The organism is Sorangium sp. So ce117, assembly GCF_051524395.1.
In the GTDB taxonomy this organism is placed as follows: Bacteria; Myxococcota_A; Polyangia; order Polyangiales; family Polyangiaceae; genus Sorangium; species Sorangium cellulosum_B.
In genome coordinates this window covers 11,780,528-11,797,900 of record NZ_CP150309.1, presented here as the reverse complement: position 1 = coordinate 11,797,900, position 17,373 = coordinate 11,780,528, and the positions used below count along the sequence as shown (strand labels likewise).

Here is a 17,373-nt window from a genome sequence, read left to right as displayed (position 1 = left end):
GCAGCGCCGATGCCCCTCCAGGCCACGAACCGGGAAGAACGTGGCGCAGCGCACCCGGTCCGGCGGCCTCGCGGTGAGGTCGCGAATCCGGGTTCGCACCCGCCAGCCCGGCTCGTGGAACGCAAAATGCGCATCCCCGCAGGCGCGCCGTGACCTCGTGCTACCATCGCCCCCGATGACATCAGCGCTCTCGGTCGCGCGTGAAGCTTCGCCTATTCTCCTGAAGCTTCGCTCTGCCGTCGAGCAGGCCCTCGAAGGGAAGCCAGAGGCGGTCGAGCTGGCGCTCATCGCGCTGCTCGCCCGGGGCCATGTCCTCATCGAGGACGTCCCCGGCGTCGGCAAGACGACGCTGGCCCGAGCGCTGGCCAAGGCCGTGGGGGGCGAGCTCCGTCGCGTTCAGTTCACAAGCGATCTGCTGCCGAGCGACGTGCTCGGGGTCAGCGTCTTCGACCAGCGGCTCGGGCAATTCGTCTTCCGGCAGGGGCCGATCTTCGCGAATGTGCTGCTCGCCGACGAGATCAACCGGGCGAGCCCCCGGACCCAGTCGGCGCTGCTCGAGGCGATGAACGAGGGGCAGGTGTCCATCGAGGGGACGGCGACGCCGCTGCCGTACCCCTTCTTCGTGCTCGCGACCCAGAACCCGCAGGATTTCGCGGGCACGTTCCCGCTGCCGGAGTCGCAGCTCGACCGGTTCATGGTGCGGATCCGGATCGGGTACCCGCCGCCGCAGGTCGAGATGCGGCTGCTCCTCCAGGGCGGCGAGCCCGACCGGGCGCGGAACGTGCCGCAGATCATCGATCCGGCCCAGCTCGTCGCCCTGCAGCGCGAGGTCGATCGCGTCGAGCTCGACTCGTCGCTCGCGACCTACCTGCAGGCGGTGCTCACGGCCACGCGGTCGAGCCCGACCCTCTCGCTGGGCGCATCGCCGCGCGCCGGCATGAACCTGGCGCGCGCGGCCCGGGGGCGCGCGGTCCTCTACGGACGCTCGTACTGTATCGCGGACGACATCCACAACCTTGCGGTGGCCGTGCTGGCGCACCGGGTCCGGCTCTCGGCCCACGCGGAGGGCTACATGCCGACCCGCGACGAGTGCGAGGCGGCGGTGCGCGACCTCGTGGCGCGGGTGCCGGTCCCCCTCTGAGGGGTGGGCGATGGGCGCAGAGGACAGGGAGCGGGGATCTCTCAGCGGCAGCTCCCGCGGCGCCGAGCGCGCCGGCGCAGCGGGGCGGAGCGCCGTCCGGCCGAGCAAGCCGAGGCGTGACAGGCCGCTCGTCGAGCAGCGCCCGCTGCTGCCCCCGCGCGGGGACAAGGCGTCGTTGTGGACGTGGGTCCTGCTCTTCCTGAGGCCGCCCCGGAAGCTCAAGTTCACCCGGGAAGGAAAGTACTACCTCGGTATCACGCTGGGCGTCGGCTTCGCGGCGATCAACACGGGCAACAATCTCCTCTACCTGCTGCTCGGGATGCTGCTGTCGCTGATCGTCGTCTCCGGCGTGATGAGCGACCTGTCGCTGCAGCACCTCACGGTGACCCGGCGGCTCCCGGCCCGCGCCCAGGTGGGCCGGGCTCACCTCGTCGAGATCGAGGTCTACAACCACAAGAAGCGCGTGCCGTCGTACGCGATCGAGGTCGAGGATCTGCGCGCCGGCCAGCCGGCCGACAAGCGCTGCTTCTTCCTGAAGATCAGCCCCTCCAGCGCGCAGGTGGCCGCGTACCGGCGGACGCCGGCGAGGCGCGGCCGCGACAGGCACACAGGGTTCCGCATCGCGACCCGCTTTCCCTTCGGGCTGTTCGAGAAATCGAGGGAGGTCGAGGCCGAGGGCGACCTCATCATCTACCCCGCGGTCGATCCGGTCCGGCTCCCCGTCGAGGACGCGGGCCGGCGCGAGGGCGGCGCGAGCCTCAGCGGGCGCGGGGGCGGCGACGAGACCTTCGGCCTCCGGCCGATGCGCGAGGGGGACGATCCGCGCGACATCTACTGGAAGAAGAGCACGATGCGCGATCAGCTGGTGCTGCGCGAGCGCACCCGCGAGACGCGGCCGGACGTGCAGATCGTCGTCGACACGGTGCGCCCCGCCGGGGAGGGCGACGCGTTCGCGCCGACCTTCGAGCGCAGGATCCGCGAGGCGGCGTCGCGCGCCGTCGCCCACATCAAGCGCGGCGACGCCGTGGTCGTCGCGACGACGCTGGGCGAGCGGGTGCGCGGCGATCGCAACATCGGCTCCGACGCGATCCTCCGCTTCCTGGCGCTGCTCGACGCGGTCGACGACGGCCGGGCGCCCGAGCGCAACGCCCGCGCGCCGCTGCGCCAGGGATCGAGCCCGAGCCCGAGCCCGAGCAGCGGTGAGCGCCGCGCCGGCGCGCCGAGGGGCGCGTCATGAGGTTCGGGATGGTGCACCGGGTGATGACCGACGCGCTCGCGGCGCTCGGCGTCATCGCCCTCGTCGCGAGCGGGCAGTTCAACCGCTACGTGAGCTGGGCGCTCCTCATCTGCCTCGGGCTCGCGCTCGTCGTGCGCGAGTCGTGGCAGCGGCACCCGGCGCTCCGCCACCTCGACACGGGCATCCTGCTGGCCGTCATCGCCGTCCAGGTGGTCCGCATCGTCGCCACCGACGCGAGCGTGCTCGACGTGCTCGTGGAGTTCGCCGCCGCGCTGCAGATCATCCGGCTCGCGACGCGCAAAGGGGCGGCGCACGACCAGCAGGTCATCGTGCTCGCGCTGCTGCACCTCATCGCCGGGACCGTCCTCGGCGGCGGCATCGGCTACGGGCTGTGCTTCCTGGGGGTGCTCGTCGTCGCGCCAGGCGCGCTCGTGCTCAGCCACCTGCGGCGCGAGGTCGAGGGCAACTACCGGCAGGGGGCGCGCGACCGGACGGGGCTGCCCGTGGACGTGCCGCGCATCCTGCGATCGAGGCGGGTCGTGGGGCGCTCGTTCCTGGCCGTCACCTGCCTGCTCTCGGTCCCGATCTTCGCCTTCACCGCGCTGCTGTTCGTGATCTTCCCGCGCGTCGGCCTCTCGCTGCTCCTGCTCAACCGCGGCCACACCGGGCGGATGATCGGCTTCTCGGGCAAGGTCGACCTCGGCGCGGTCGGCGTGCTGCGCAGCGACCCCAAGCTGGCGATGCGGGTCGAGATCCCCGAGCTCCCGGAGCCGCCGCCCCCGCGCCTGACCATGCACCTGCGCGGCACCGCGCTCGACGCGTACGACGGCCGCACCTGGACCCAGAGCGAGACGTTCAAGCGCCCCACGGAGAGCGACGGGGGGCTCGTGCCGATCGAGCGGTACCCGGACCCGGCGCTCGACCCGGTGATGCGCATCGATCTCGAGCCCATCGATCCGCCCGTGATCTTCCTCCCGCCGAACGCGACGGGGCTCCGGCTCAAGCACCGCGGGCAGCTCGGGATCGACGCGAGCACGATGGCCTACCGCGGGCCGGAGGGGGAGCTCAGGTACCAGCCCACGGACGATCGCGGGCTGGTCTACGACGTCTTCCTGTCGCGGAAGCGGGCGCCGACCTTCCAGCGCCTCCCGGGCGCCGAGCGGAGGCGCTACCTGGAGGTCCCGAGGGATCTGCCGTCGCGCGTCGTCGATCTCGCGCAACAGTGGACGCAAGGCGTGGATCGTCCGGCCGATCGGGCGCGGGCGATCCAGGAGCACCTGCGCACGGAGTACCGGTACGACCTTGCGTCGCCGTCGGGCGCGGACCCGCAGCCGCTCGATCACTTCCTGTTCGAGTCGAAGCGCGGGCACTGCGAGTTCTACTCGACCGCGATGGCCATCCTGCTGCGCGCGGTGGACGTCCCGACGCGCAACGTGACCGGCTTCGTCGGCGGCACCTACAACCGCTTCGGCCGGTTCTATGCGGTGCGCCAGGGCGACGCCCACTCGTGGGTCGAGGTGTACCTCGACGGCGAGGGGTGGATGACGTTCGACCCGACGCCGCCGGCCGACGCGGCGCCGAAGAGCGAGCTGGTCGGGGCCTGGGCGTACCTCCGCGATTTCATCGAGGCGACGAGCCAGCGCTGGGACAGGCACGTCGTCGGCTACGACCTGAACCAGCAGGTGGGCCTGCTCCAGACGCTGACGTCGCGCTACCGGAGGTCCGGATCGAGCAGCGATCTTTCGCTGTCGCGGCCGCGGATCCTCGCCGTCGCCGCCGTCGCGCTCGCGCTGGGCGGCGGCGTGCTCTACTGGCGCCTCCGCCGCACGCGCCGCGGGCGCGAGGAGCGCCGCGCGGACGCCGGGCGCACCCCGAGCGCGATCCTGGCGACGGCGCTCTACGAGAGCCTGGAGGCCGCCATGCTCGTCCAGGGCGTGCCGCGCCCACCCAGCCTGCCGCCGCTGCGCCACGCCGAGGCGCTGGAGGTCGCGGAGCACCCGCTGGCGCGCGAGATCCTGACGCTCACGCAGGTCTACCTGCGCGCCCGCTTCGGCGGGGCGACGCTCTCGGAGGACGACAGCCGCGACTTCGAGCGGCGGGTCAAGGCGCTGCGCGGGGCGGAGCGGCGGGCGCGCGCCGCGGGCGAGAGCGCGCTGGCCGCGTCGTCCTGATCGCGGCCGGGAACCGGGAAGGCGCGCGGAAGACGCGCGGACCGCATCAACGGCGGCGCAAGGGTCGCTTCGCGATGAACGCCTGCCGGATGCCGGCGACGGCGCGGCGGCTCGGGCCGCCGGAGATGAACGGATCCTGGGGCGCGAGCTCGCCCAGCCGGTCGACGAACGACTGCGCCACGACGCGCTCGCCGAGCAGGCTCACGACGTCCGACTGGCTTCGCATCGTGGACGCGAGGACGGCCGCGGTCGACGTGTCCGGCACCGCGGCGATCGAGAGCGACTCCAGCACGCGCCGGAGCGGCACGATCGACTGCGCCGTCGCCAGCTTGCGATCCGAGGCGCCGAGCGGCTGCGGGGCGTACTCGAGCCAGATGCCGGCGACGTTCAGGTGGCCGAGCAGCTTCTTCGACCAGCGCGGATCGAGCTCCACGTGGAGCGGCCGGACGTCGGCCAGCGTGGAGAGGGCGAACTCGCCGGGCTCGCCCGCGAGCGCGAAATCGCGCAGGAGCGGCGCGAGCTTGCGCTCGTCGGCGAGCAGGCTCCCGGCGACGTGGCCGCGATCGAGCAGCGGGATCGGGACCACGAGGACATCCGGCCGCTCGCCGCGCGTGATCCGCGCCGCCCACACCCGCCACGTGATCGCCGGGGATCGCACGAGGATCGCGGACCCGGGATCGAGGCTGCCGTACGCCTCGTCCGTCCAGACCTCGGCGGCCGTCTGCTCGCTCCGATCGGCGGCGAAGCCTGCCTCCTCGCTCGTCAGCGCGACGAGCGTCAGCTGGAAGACGACGAGCAGCGCCGCGCCGCTCCGCGAGAACGGCACGCGCGTGTGGAGCAGCGCCCGCACCGCGGCGTGCGCCCCGAGCGCCGAGCCGACGGCGATCGCGGCGACCGCGAGCGAGCGCAGGGGGGTGAGCGGATCCGCGGAGAGCACGCCGGCGGCCCGCGCGGGCAGGAGGGTGTCGAGCGCGAGCAGGACGAGGAAGGGCGCGACGAGCCACCGCGCGCGCGGGCGCAGGAGCGAGAGCGAGAGCCCGGCCGCGGCGACGAGCAGGGAGACGACGCCGATCTCGCGGCTCCACGCGGCGAGCGCCGTGGTGCGGGCGCTCGCGACGTCGAGGGCGGCGAGGCTGCCGGCCGTGAGCGCGCGGCCGATGTCGGCCCAGGCGCGCGGCGCGAGCGGCCTGAGGACGAGCGGCGCGAGCAGGAGCGCGGCCGTGAGCGCCCCCGCGCCGGCGGCGGCGCCCAGCATGCGCCGGGGCGGGCCGCCGGCCGAGGCCTCCTCGGGGCGCCCGCCCGCGCGCTGGGCGCCGCCGCGCGCGAGGAACATCGCGTACGACGCCGCAAGAGCGGCGAGGCCGGCGGGGGGGCTCTCGGCGAACGTGGCCCCGAGGAGCGCGCCGAGCGCGATCCACGCGCGCCCGGCGTGCCGCGCCTGCTCGGCGCAGGTCGACGCGAGCGCGAGCGTCACGAGCGCGCAGCAGGTGGCGATCATGGCGCCGCCGCCGACCGTCGCCTCGCGCTGCCAGGTCGGCGACAGGGCCGCCGTGAGGACGGCGATCGCGGAGAGCACCGAGGCGAGCCGCGGGCTCACGGCGCCGCCGGGCGCGTCCGGCGCGGCGGGCGCGGCGGGCGTGGATCGCGCGCCGGCGGGGGTCGGCTCGGCCGCGCCGCCACGGAGCTTGCGCCAGAGCGAGAGCCCCGGGAGGGGCGCCGGCCGCGCGGACTCCAGGAGGAGGCGGCGGACCATCCCGTAGAGCAGGCGCGACGCGAGCGCGAGCGCGAGCGCCGATCCGAGGGCGGTGCGGAAGGTGCGGGAGCCCAGCGGGATCAGGCTCAGCGCCTGCGAGAGCGCCGTCGACAGGCCGCCGCCAACGCCGACCGCGACGAGGCCGAGATCCCGGACGGCCGTGAGATCTTCCCGCCATTGCCCGGAAGAGGCGGCGCGGGCCAGCGACAGCCCGAAGGGCAGCGCGGCCGACAGCAAGGCGAGCGACCGATCGAGCCAGCAGCGTTTCTCTCCGGAGCCCACCGAGCGGCCATGCCAGATCGGCCGCGGCCGGGCCAAGTTCCGGCGCACCCCGGCGCCGCGCGCGGTTCGGCGGCGGCGGCGCGGCGCGCGCGGCGCCGATCCGCCGCCGAACCGCGCGCGGGGCGCGGAGGATACGGAGAGGCGGTGAGCGGCGACCTGGGCTAGAGTCGCCCCTCCCACGGAAAATCGGAGGTCGGCTCGTGTCCCGTTTCATCGATGAGCTCAAGAGGACGCACCGCTGCGGCGATCTGCGCCAGGCAGACATTGGCAAGGAGGTCGTGCTGTTCGGCTGGATCGCGCGGCGCCGCGATCACGGCGGCTGCATCTTCATCGACCTCCGCGACCGCACCGGCGTGACGCAGATCGTCTTCGATCGCAGCTACCTCGCGGCGATCAGGAAGCACGGCCTGAAGGCGGAGGAGAAGGACCTCGTCGACGCGCACGCCGCCGCCGAGAAGGCCCGGTCCGAGTGGGTCATCGGCGTCCGGGGCGTCGTGGTCAGCCGCGAAGGCAACGTGAACGACAAGATCGACACGGGGGCCATCGAGGTCTGGGTCGCCGAGGCGACGATCTTCAACAGGGCGGAGACGCCGCCGTTCGAGATCGCGGACGAGATCGAGACGCGCGAGGAGATCCGCCTGCAGCACCGGTACCTCGACCTGCGCCGCGCCCCGCTCCAGCGGGCGCTGCGGATGCGCCACGAGATCAACCGGACGACGCGGAATTACCTGTCGGACAAGGGCTGCCTCGAGCTCGAGACGCCCTTCCTCGTGAAGTACACGCCGGGCGGGGCGCGCAACTTCCTCGTCCCGTCGAGGATCTCGGCCGGCAAGTTCTACGCGCTCGCCGAGAGCCCGCAGCTCTACAAGCAGCTCTTCATGGTCGCCGGCTTCGACCGCTACTTCCAGATCGTGAAGTGCTTCCGGGACGAGGACCTGCGCATCGACCGGCAGCCGGAGTTCACCCAGATCGACGTCGAGCTGTCGTTCGTGAACCAGGACGACGTCTTCGGGCTGATGGAGGGGCTCGTCTTCGCGGTGTTCAAGGCCGCCCTCGGCAAGGACCTCACCGAGCTCTACCCGACGGGCCGCTTCCCGCGCATGCCGTACGCCGAGTCGATGCGCCGCTTCGGCAACGACAAGCCCGACCTCCGCTTCGGGATCGAGCACACCGATCTCACGGAGCTCATCATCGAGCACAACGGCGGCGGGGTGCCGTTCTGGGTCGAGCTCGCCGAGAAGTTCAAGTCGGGCAAGCTGCGGCGCGACCTGCCCGCCGAGATCGTGAAGGGGCTCGTGATCCCGGCGAGCGCCAACCTGTCCCGCCAGCAGACCGAGGACCTCGAGCGCGGGCTCCGCGACGTGAAGGGCTTCCGCGGCCTCGCGCGCGCCAAGCTCGCCGAGGACGGCTCGTGGACGCAATCGCCCCTCACGAAGTCGATCACGCCGGAGCTCCGGCAGAAGCTGAACGAGGTGCTCGGCGCCAAGCCGGGCGACGTCCTCTGCTTCCAGTTCGGCAAGGAAGCCGTCGTGCACACCGTGATGGCGAAGCTCCGCATCGACGTCGCCAAGAAGATGGGGCTCATCCCGGAGTACGGGCATGGGGACCAGTGGAGGTTCCTCTGGGTGACGAACCCACCTCTGTTCGAGTTCGACGAGGACACGGGGCGCTGGGCCGCCGCGCACCACGCGTTCACGCGGCCGATCGACGAGCACGTCCCGCTCCTCGAGAGCGATCCGGCGCGCGTGGAGTGTTACCGCTACGATCTCGTGCTGAACGGGTTCGAGATCGGCGGCGGCTCGATCCGGCTGCACGATCCCGAGGTGCAGGCGCGCGTCTTCAAGACGCTGGGCATCGACGAGAACGACGCGCGCGACAAGTTCGGGTTCCTCCTGGACGCGCTCCGCAGCGGGGCGCCCCCGCACGGCGGCATCGCGCTCGGCATGGACCGGCTCGCGATGCTGCTCAGCGGCGCGCCGACGCTCAGGGACGTCATCCCGTTCCCGAAGACCAACCAGGGCACGGATCAGATGACGGGCGCGCCCGTGATCGTCGACGCCGCGCAGCTCGCCGAGCTTCACGTGAAGACGGCGGTCGCGGCCGGGGACCCCCGGGCGGACACCCGGCAAGGCGCGACGGGCACCGGCAGCGCCGGCGCCTGATGCCAGTCGGGGGGCGCGCGCGGGATGGCATGATGCACCTCCGGCGGCGGCGGCGCGGCGGGCCTCTCGCCGGTCGCGCGCGCCGCCGCGACCGCGCTCGCTGTGCTCTGCCTCGCCGCGCGCGGCCGTCCGCGTTGGCCTTTATGTTTGCAGGCCGCGCACTTCTGGTAGGGTAGGGCCTGTATCCTTCGCCATGGCCTCCCCGGCGCGAGTCCTCGTTGTCGATGACAGCCCGACCATCCTGAAGGTCGTCAGCGCCATCCTCGCTCGCAATGGGTTCGACCCGACCGTGGCGCGCGACGGGCTCGCGGGGATCGAGCTGGTCAAGAAGGGGCCGAAGTACGATCTCGTCCTCCTCGATTTCGTGATGCCGAGGATGAACGGCTACGCCTTCTGCCGGGAGCTCCGCTCGAACCCGTCGCACCGCAACGTGCCCGTGGTCCTGATGAGCGCCAAGGGCGACAAGCTCAGGGGGCAGTTCGTCCAGCAGACCGGCGCCGTCGACGCGATCACCAAGCCGTTCGACGCGCGCGCGCTCGTCGCCGTGATCGAGGGCGCGCTCTCGAAGGCGGCGGAGGGGCGCGCGCGGCCCGTGCCCGAGGGCGCGAAGATGCCCGACGAGGACACGATCGCCGAGAGCGTGCGGCCGAGCCTCCTCGCCAGGAACATGCGCCAGCGCGCCGGCGCGGAGTTCGCGCAGCAGCTGTCGACGGTGATGACGCCGGCGATCATGGGCCTCTCGCCCGAGGCGCGGACCAACGAGGCCGCGGTGATGCAGGCGGTCGCCCGCGTGATGACGAGCGAGGTCGTCTCCAAGCTGACCCTGACGCTCCGCGACCTCGACGATACGCCCGCGGACGCGAAGGAGGTGATGAGCGGCGACGTCTCCGCGATCCCGCTCGCCGAGATCCTCCAGCTGCTCCAGATGCAGCGGCAGACGGGCGTGATGCGGGTGACCACGAACCGCGCGTCGGTCACCATCTCGCTCCGCCAGGGGCTCATCGATCTGGTGCAGGCGCGCAACTCGTCGGACGAGTTCAAGCTGGGGCGCTACTTCATCGAGCGCGGGCTCCTGACGCGGGAGCGGCTCGAGGCGCTGCTCCGCGCGAAGCGGCCGCACGCCCTGCTCGGGCAGGTGCTCGTGGAGGCCGGCGTCGCGACGAACGACGACCTCATCGCCGTGCTGGAGCGGCAGTCGAGCGAGCTCATCTACGAGGTGCTGCGCTGGCCCTACGGGCGCTTCTCGTTCACGCGCGAGCCGTTCCGCCCCGAGGTCGAGCAGGCGCACCTCGGCCTCCCGGTGTCCGCGCTGGTCCTCGAGGGGTTCCGGCGCGTCGACGAGTGGCGGCTCATGGAGGGGACGATCAACTTCGACCAGGTGGTGGTCGTCGACCAGGTCGCGCTCGACAGCGTGGGCTCCGGCAAGCTGACGCGCATGGAGCAGCTCGTGCTCGGCGCGGTCAACGGCTCGCGCACGGTGAACGAGGTGATCAAGGAGAGCGCGGTCGGCTCGTTCGACGCGATCAAGACGATCTACCAGTTCCTCCAGTCGCGGGTGCTGAGGACCAGGGCGGCCTGAGCGCCGCGGCCGCGAGGGCCACGCGGTCCCGCATGAGGCCGCGTGAGACCGCGACGGCGCGATGACCACCCACGCGTTGCTCGCGCGCAGCGGCGCGCTCGATCGCGGCCCGTATCGCACGGGGCTCGTCTGTTCGCGTGTTCGCGTGTTCGCGGAGCTCAGGCCGCCGCACGATGGGCGTAGCGCTGAGCGTTCTCGCGGCGGAGAGGGCGGGATTCGAACCCGCGGATCAGTTTCCCGATCGCACGCTTAGCAAGCGTGTGCCTTCAGCCACTCGGCCACCTCTCCTGGTACCCAGGATGGTCCACCCGCCCCGTGCTCAGCGCAGGAGCAGCGCGGACCTCGATGCATGACGATAGAAAGAACGCTGGCTCGTCCGACGCTCATCGCGGCGGCGAGGGAGCGGCAACATACCAAAGAGGTTGTCGCCGTGCACAAAAGATCGTGCAGGGGGATGCCGGCGGCGACGGATTCCGAGTGGGCGGGACGGACGGCGCGGAAAGCGGCCCGCCAGGCTCGTCCTTTGGCGCTCGGATCGGCCGATCACCGTCGAACGGACGAGGAGCGCCGGAGGCGCCGGGCCAGCTCCGGTCGCCAGGGGCGCGCGCCCGTCATCACGGCACCACGTAGGCGAGGGCGAGCAACACGGCGCCGAGCGCCGCGCAGACCCCCCACGCGCGGGCCGCGCTGCGGGCCAGGAAGGCGAAGCACATCGCCGCGAGCCAGAGCGGTACCACGAGCGAAAAGCCGAGCGCGGACCGCGTTTCCTCGGCGAGCGGCGCGAATCGCGCGAGACACACGCTCGCCAGGACGGCGAGCGGGAGAGTCCCGACCAGCGCCGCGAGCACACGCAGCGCGGAGTCGAGGTGGGCGAGGCGTCGGCTAGCCATGGCGCGCTCCGAGGAGCGAGAGCGCGGCGATGGCCGGCGGACACAGGAGGGCGAGGCCCCAGACGGCGCGCGGCCAGACGGGCGCGAGCAGGACGAACGCGCTCGCGGCGCAGAGGAGCGTCGCGAAGGGGACGAGGAACGCCGCCGCGCCGGCCTCGGCCCGGCTCCACAGCCACACCGACAGCGAGAAGAAGGCGGCGGCCAGGACCCGGGCCGAGGCGCGCCATTCGCGCCTCGCGCGCAGCCGCGCCGCGACGCCGAACGGCAGGCGCTCCGGCCGCGCCCCGTGGAGCAACGCGAACGCGAGATACGCCGAGAGGACCGATGCGGCCTCAACCATGGGACGCCGTCTGCCGCCTGGCCACGAGCCCTGCCCCGCCGTGGGCCAACGAAGGCTGCGGCGCGTGGCGCGTCACCAGCAGCCGCGCCGCAGGTCGCGAGGTCGCCCGGCGAAGCGCCCACGCAGAGGCGCAGAGCGCCGCGGCCGCCAGCAGGAGCGCGACGTCGACGGCGACGACGGCTCCGAGCTTCGGCCCCGCGCCGAAGAGCCCCGCCCCCGACCAGCGCGCCGCGAGCGCGGGGACCGGCAGCAGCAAGAGCCCCGCGAGCCCGAGTTGCCGCGACCAGAGGCGCCCGCCGTCACGCGCGGCGAGCGCCCAGGCGATGCAGAGCACGAGCACCCCCAGGAACGTCATTTCCTCGGCCGCCGCGCGCGCGCCCCAGTCGAAGGGGAACGCCCGGCTCACCAGGAACAGCGCCGCGGTCGCGACGACGGTCCCCGCGCCGAAGCCCACGGTGAGCCGCGCGAGGAGGCGGTTGCCGAGGCGCTCTTGCCGCGCCTCCCGTCGAGCGAGCCAGATCCAGTTGCCGGTGAGGATCGTCGCGCACGTCGCCAGGGCGAGCACGAAGAACAGGATGCGAAGCGTAATGCCGCCGAAATCGGCGTAGTGGAGGCCATAGATCCAGCGAAACACGTCGCTGCGCGCGCCCTCGGCGCCCGGCGCGTCGAGCGATAGGACCGCTCCGTCGATCGCCCGCAGCCGCATGCGCACGCTGCCACGCGTGAACGGGACGCCCTCGAGCGAGCCGCGGATATCGACGGTCCCGCTGTCGAGGCCGAGGTGCCAGATACGCAATCTCTCGGGCACGAGCCGGGGCTCCGCGGCGCGCGCGCGGGCCATGAGCTCGTCCAGCGTCAGGCCGCGAGCGGGCGTCCCCTGCGCCGGCTCGTCCGCGAAGGACGCCCCCCAGGCGGAGAGGTCCGCCCGCGCGGCGTCGCCGCCGAACACGGGGCCCGTGAACACCCCGACGAGCACCCCCAGGAACACGATGAACGCGCCGGTGTACGCGTACAGGAGCTGAAACGGCAGGCCTATCACGCCGAGCACCTTGTGCATGTCCGACCACAGGACACGGCGCGTCTTGTCCGGCCGGAACTGATGAAACTGCCGGACGATGTCCTTCAGGTGGATGAGAACGCCGGTCCCCAGCGCGAGCAGGAGCGCGACGCACAGGAGACCGGCCACATAGAACAGCCACTCGCCGGTCGCTCGGTGCCAGAGGTAGTGCAGGTCGTAGAGGAAATCGGACAGCCGCTCTCGCTCGGGCACGAGCCCCCCGTGGACCCACGACGTGACCGCCTTGCCCTGCGAGAAGTAGAGTAGCCGCGCGGCGCCCAGCCCGCCTTCCGGCACGTCGAACCAGAGCTGCTCCGGTGTCGTCCCCGCAGCGGCGAGCCCCTGATCGAGCGTGGCCTGCAGCCCTACCTGCTCGACGGAGGAGCGCTGTTGGGTCAGGGGCTCCTCCCACACCGCGAGCTGTCGCCGGAAGAGCGTGATCCCCCCCGACAGGAACATCACGTAGAGCAAGAGCCCACCGATCACACCTGTCCAGGCGTGCACGTCCCAGAAGGTCGTGAAGGCATGGCGGGAGAGCTTCTTGGCCATCGCGAGTCAACCTGTCCCTCGCGCGGAGCGCCGCGCGCCGCGCGAGCTTATCTCACCTTCGCCAACCCGTGCAGGTACCCCGGCGTCTTCAGGCCGAGCTTCGGGCCGCCCTCGGCCGTGAGCTCGATCAGCGTGCTCTCCGTGGAGTCGCTCCCCTCATCGATCGTGAAGACCTTGCCGTCGATCTCGAAGAAGGAGACGTTCGCGGGCGAGGGAGCCAGGTCCGCGATCGCCTCGACCTCGTTCGCCGCGGTGTCCCACCGCCACCAGTGCCACGCCGGCTGGCCCGTGAGCCCGGACATCTTGGTCTCCTCGTCGATCGTGGCGAGCTCCTCGTCGAACACCCGGAGGAAGATGCCGTCCCTGCCCGCAGGGATGGGATCGCCCGCGATCGCGCCGTCCGTCAGCTCGCTCAGGTGCAAGGCGAAGTCCGGATCGAAGGCGTCCGCGTCCTTCAGGATGCGCAGCGCGCAAGGCTCGGTCTCCAGGCGATCGAGGTGATAGGTCGCCGCAGCGAGCGCCGAGCTCACGAAGTAGGCGTCGCCAGAGGCCGTCTCGATGGGCTGCGTGATCCCGCCGCACCGGTCGTCGACGTCGAACCGCACGACGGTGTCCGTCTCGGTGTCGATCGCGATGAGCCCGGTCTCCGGGAGGATGGTGTCGGTCGTCGTCCAGTCGACCCACCCCACCGAGACGAGCAGCGTCTTGCCGCGCAGGACAGACCCGTATCCGTACAGCGCCAGATAGCCCTCGCGGTGCGTGTCCGGCAGCGGAATCGTCCCTTCGACCTCCATCGTCGTGGGGTTCCACACGACGATCTGCTCGCCCGCGCGATCGGGATGATAGACCTTCGTCGAAGAAATGATGTAATTCGTGGGCCAGAGGCTCTTCACGCCGAAGGGCTGGAAGCTGATCGAATCTCCCTTGACGAGCGTGCCGCCGTCGAGCGTGTAACGCGAGATCGTCGGCGCCTGGGCCTCACCGATGCCGAACCAGCCCAGCCCCTCGAACGCGAACAGCCGTGCCGATCCGGGGATCTCGAGCGCCTGGGACGGGTCGACCTCCGTTCCTGGATCGATCGACGGCAGCACGTGAAAGTAAGAGTTGGTCGCGGTGTCGTCCCAGACGCGCGTGGCGACGATGAACGCGTCGCCGCCGTTCTGCCCGCCGCCGCCCTGCCCGCCGCCACCGCCGCCCTGCCCGCCGCCGCCCTGCCCGCCGCTGCCGCTCGGGCCGGCGGGGTTCGACGTCTCGTCGTCGCCGCACCCGCTACCGAGCACGCCGGCCAGGAGCACGAGAGCAAAGGCCGTCGCGCTCGTTCGGGTCGATGACCGCTGCTTCCGCTGATTCACACTCATCTGTGCCTCCTTCTGTCGTGCGAGCGAGACGGCTCACCTCGACATCGTCGTCATCACATCTCCAGCGTCGCCTTGGAGAACAACGTCCGCCCGGGTCGCTGGACACCGTAGAAATCGGAGGCCCGCTCGTTGGTGATGTTGTGAGCCTCGATGGTGAAGCTCACCGTGCGCGGCTCGTCGCGCGCGACGTAGGTGAGCGCGAGCGAGTGCAGGAGCTGCGAGTCCACCTTGGCCTTGGACTCGACCTGCCCCCAGTTCTCGAAGCCGAGGTAGAACTCGTGCACGTAGCGCGTATCCCAGGTGAGCGAGAGCGCGTCGCGCGGCGCGACGACCTCCTGGAGCTGCACGCGCGCCGAGCCGTTCGCGAAGAGCCACGGCCGGTTCGGCATCCGTTCGCCCTGGGAGCGAGCAAAGTTCCCTTCGTCGGACGTCTTGCGAAAATCCTCATAGGTGATGTTGCCGTCGAGGGCGAGGTGCTCCCCCGGCGACGTCCAGCCGGCGGCGGCCTCGATGCCCAGCGACCGTGCCCCCGAGACGTGGATGTACTGGATCGAGTCCGTGCGGTTGTTCAGCACGATGAGCCGCTCGACCGCGCGGACGAAGCCGTTCGCGTCGAGCCGCCACGCGCCCGGCGCGGTGTCGCGCGCGTCGATCGTGAAGCCGAGGTTCCCGTTGTGGCTCGTCTCGGGCTTGAGCGCGAGGTTGGCGACGATCATCGCCCCGTCGCCGAACACCTCGACGGGCCGCGGGAGCCGCGTCGTCCACTCGTACGACGCCTTGGCGTAGAGCCACTCGAAGAAGCGATAGCGGAGGCCATCGCCGAAGCCGAGTTGATGGGTGTCGCGCTCCCGCTGGTCGAAGAACCCGTGGAGCCCCGGGAGGCGCCCCTTCATGCGGAGCAGCTGCACGTAGTCTTTCACGAAGCAGCTGTTCTCCAGGCGATCGTCGAGCAGGTTGAGCTGATACTCGAGGCCGTGCACCCAGGTGAACAGGCTGTGTGTGCCCCTGAGCTGCTCGCGGGCCTGGGGGTTGTCCTGCCTGCGCTCTTCTGCCGTGCGGGTGATGAACGTCGGAGACACGGAGAGCTGCAGCGCGTGCTCCGGGTGGGGCCGGTAACGGAGGTTCAGGCGGCCGAGGCCGCTGTGCTCCCGGAACACCCGATCCCGGGGGGGCGTCTCGTCCTCGCCTGGCTTGGGGCGCTTGCTGCGGCAGCGACCGAACCAGTCGTAGTTGCACTCGCTGACATCGAGGAAGGTGGCGCGCCCGTACGTGTACCCGACGAGCGCTTCGAGGGCGACGCCTCGGCCGAGCCCTTGCTCGTACTGGAGCGTCGCGCCCGGCGCGGTCTCGCCGTTCGTGACCTCGCCATAGGGCAACTCCATGACGCCGAATTTGTGCTGATGTTCCTTGTCGTAATCGGTGACGAAGGCGCGCAGGAGCAGGCGCCGCGCCCAGGGCCGATTCACGAAGCCGACCTCGGCGCTCCCGCCCGCCGCCCGGTAGGCGTCGTGAAAGCGGCGGACGCGGGTGGGCTCTGTGTCCTTGCGCCCGGTCTTGAAGTCCACCGCCAGGACATCCACCGGATAGTCGTTCTTTGCGTAATCGAAGAAGCCGCTCACGCGGGTGAAGAAGCCGCTCGGCTCGTGCAGGTGCCGCGCCGAGAGCGTGAGCCGGTGGGTGTCGTAGGAGCCGATCTCGTACGACGCTGCGCCATGGGTGCCGCGGACGTCCCGATCCGTGACCAGGTTGACGGCCCCGCCCAGCGCGTCGGCGCCGAAGCGCACCGGGACCACGCCGCGGTAGATCTCGACGCGCTCGACCAGGTTCACAGGCACGTTCGAGACGCCGAACGGGTACCCCGCGAGATCGAGCGGCACGCCGTCGACGAAGAAGCGGAGCTGTTCGTCCGTGAGGCCGTTCAGCGAGAAGCGCGACCAGGAGCCGAGCCCCGCGCTCTTCCTCACGCCGACGCCCTGGGTGCGGGCGAGCACCTCGCCCAGGTCGGCGGTCCTCCGCTGCGCCTCCTCGGTCTCGATGACCGTGATCGCCTGCGCGGATTGCCGGAGGCGCTCGGCCATCGCGGCGCCGCGCACGGTCACCTCGGCTGGCGCTGCGTTGTTCGCCGGGTCGGACCCCTTCGCCGGCGGGGGAGTGGTCGCTGCCGCGCCCGTGGCCGCGACCCCGCTTCCCCCAGCCGACGGGGAGGGCTCGGCTTTCGGCTCCTCGGGGAGCCGGAACTCGTAGCTGTAGAGGATCCGCGCAGCGACCGGGGAGCCGTCCCGACGCGCCGGCGTGAAGCGGGACCGGAGCAGCGCGGCGCGGGCGGCCTCGTCGAACCCGTCACCGATTGGACTCGTGACCTCGGCCTCGGTCACGCGCCCCGCCGCGTCGACCAGGAGCTTCAGCACGACCGTGCCCTCCCGTCGCGCCGCTCGGGCCTCCTGGGGGTACTCGGCCTCGGCGAGCTCGAGCAGCTGCGGCGGCTCGAGCCGGGGGCCTTCGGCGCCGGGCGGTGAGCGATCGGCGCCCGGCGAGCCAGCGGCAGGCGCGCTCACGGTCGGCTCCCGATCAGCCGCGGCGCGCTCGGGCTGAGCGTACGCGGGCGCCTGCACGCTGGGCAGCAGGAAGGTCAACACCCCTACGAGCGGGCCTCGAAGCGCAAAAGGAGCTCGCGCCACCCCATCGACCTTTGACCTGGCCCGCGGTTCGGGACGCGGGGGCCGGGAAACCGAGCTGACGTCCATGGACGAGTTTGCCAGTAGTCAAGATGAAAACAGAAATCAATTTCATTCCGCTTCCAATTTTTGCTGCCACAGGCAACATTTCATCATTACTGGAATATCGGACCTCTGCG

The 17,373-nt window shown here is 71.7% G+C and carries 11 protein-coding genes and 1 tRNA gene; 5 read left to right on the top strand and 7 right to left on the bottom strand.

The window, feature by feature from the left end; genetic code table 11:
• Window positions 1-175 precede the first annotated feature (175 nt).
• The 3 genes from WMF46_RS44180 to WMF46_RS44170 are packed head-to-tail and all read left to right on the top strand — an operon-like array spanning window position 176 to window position 4,549.
• Window positions 176-1,141: an AAA family ATPase gene (locus tag WMF46_RS44180; protein ID WP_437982719.1), complete on the top strand. Its 966-nt coding sequence runs from the start codon at window positions 176-178 to the stop codon at window positions 1,139-1,141.
• Window positions 1,142-1,151: 10 nt separating this feature from the next.
• Window positions 1,152-2,378 carry a DUF58 domain-containing protein gene (locus tag WMF46_RS44175; RefSeq protein ID WP_437982718.1) on the top strand — a complete coding sequence of 409 codons (1,227 nt, stop codon included), beginning with the start codon at window positions 1,152-1,154 and terminating at the stop codon, window positions 2,376-2,378.
• The gene (locus tag WMF46_RS44170) at window positions 2,375-4,549 is read left to right on the top strand and encodes a transglutaminaseTgpA domain-containing protein (protein ID WP_437982717.1); all 2,175 of its coding nucleotides are present in this window, start codon (window positions 2,375-2,377) and stop codon (window positions 4,547-4,549) included. Before WMF46_RS44175 ends, WMF46_RS44170 begins: the two co-directional genes overlap by 4 nt.
• A 46-nt stretch (window positions 4,550-4,595) precedes the next feature.
• On the opposite strand, the gene WMF46_RS44165 is transcribed toward WMF46_RS44170, so the two are convergent.
• On the bottom strand, window positions 4,596-6,584 hold the full coding sequence (locus WMF46_RS44165) for a hypothetical protein (RefSeq protein WP_437982716.1): 1,989 nt from the start codon (window positions 6,582-6,584) through the stop codon (window positions 4,596-4,598).
• Window positions 6,585-6,784: 200 nt separating this feature from the next.
• Between WMF46_RS44165 and aspS the strand changes: the two genes are divergently transcribed.
• Window positions 6,785-8,746, top strand: a complete 1,962-nt coding sequence (gene aspS / locus WMF46_RS44160) for an aspartate--tRNA ligase (protein ID WP_437982715.1) — start codon at window positions 6,785-6,787, stop codon at window positions 8,744-8,746.
• 193 nt (window positions 8,747-8,939) lie between these two features.
• The gene (locus tag WMF46_RS44155; RefSeq protein WP_437905396.1) at window positions 8,940-10,325 is read left to right on the top strand and encodes a DUF4388 domain-containing protein; all 1,386 of its coding nucleotides are present in this window, start codon (window positions 8,940-8,942) and stop codon (window positions 10,323-10,325) included.
• A gap of 201 nt (window positions 10,326-10,526) precedes the next feature.
• Here the strand turns inward: WMF46_RS44155 and WMF46_RS44150 are convergent.
• The 6 genes from WMF46_RS44150 to mxcH all read right to left on the bottom strand — a co-directional run bounded on the left by WMF46_RS44150 (window position 10,527) and on the right by mxcH (window position 17,155).
• A tRNA-Ser gene (locus tag WMF46_RS44150) sits at window positions 10,527-10,613 on the bottom strand.
• Between the two features lie 326 nt (window positions 10,614-10,939).
• Entirely contained in the window at window positions 10,940-11,215 is a 276-nt protein-coding gene (locus tag WMF46_RS44145; RefSeq protein WP_437982714.1) for a hypothetical protein, read from the bottom strand.
• Complete coding sequence (locus tag WMF46_RS44140) at window positions 11,208-11,555, bottom strand: hypothetical protein (protein WP_437982713.1); 348 nt, start codon at window positions 11,553-11,555, stop codon at window positions 11,208-11,210. Before WMF46_RS44140 ends, WMF46_RS44145 begins: the two co-directional genes overlap by 8 nt.
• Window positions 11,548-13,161 carry a PepSY-associated TM helix domain-containing protein gene (locus WMF46_RS44135; protein WP_437982712.1) on the bottom strand — a complete coding sequence of 538 codons (1,614 nt, stop codon included), beginning with the start codon at window positions 13,159-13,161 and terminating at the stop codon, window positions 11,548-11,550. The genes WMF46_RS44140 and WMF46_RS44135 overlap by 8 nt, the downstream gene beginning before the upstream one ends.
• 47 nt (window positions 13,162-13,208) lie before the next feature.
• Window positions 13,209-14,519 carry a hypothetical protein gene (locus tag WMF46_RS44130; protein WP_437982711.1) on the bottom strand — a complete coding sequence of 437 codons (1,311 nt, stop codon included), beginning with the start codon at window positions 14,517-14,519 and terminating at the stop codon, window positions 13,209-13,211.
• Between the two features lie 53 nt (window positions 14,520-14,572).
• A complete protein-coding gene (gene mxcH, locus WMF46_RS44125; protein WP_437982710.1) occupies window positions 14,573-17,155 on the bottom strand; it encodes a TonB-dependent siderophore myxochelin receptor MxcH in 2,583 nt (860 codons plus the stop codon).
• Window positions 17,156-17,373: the final 218 nt, after the last annotated feature.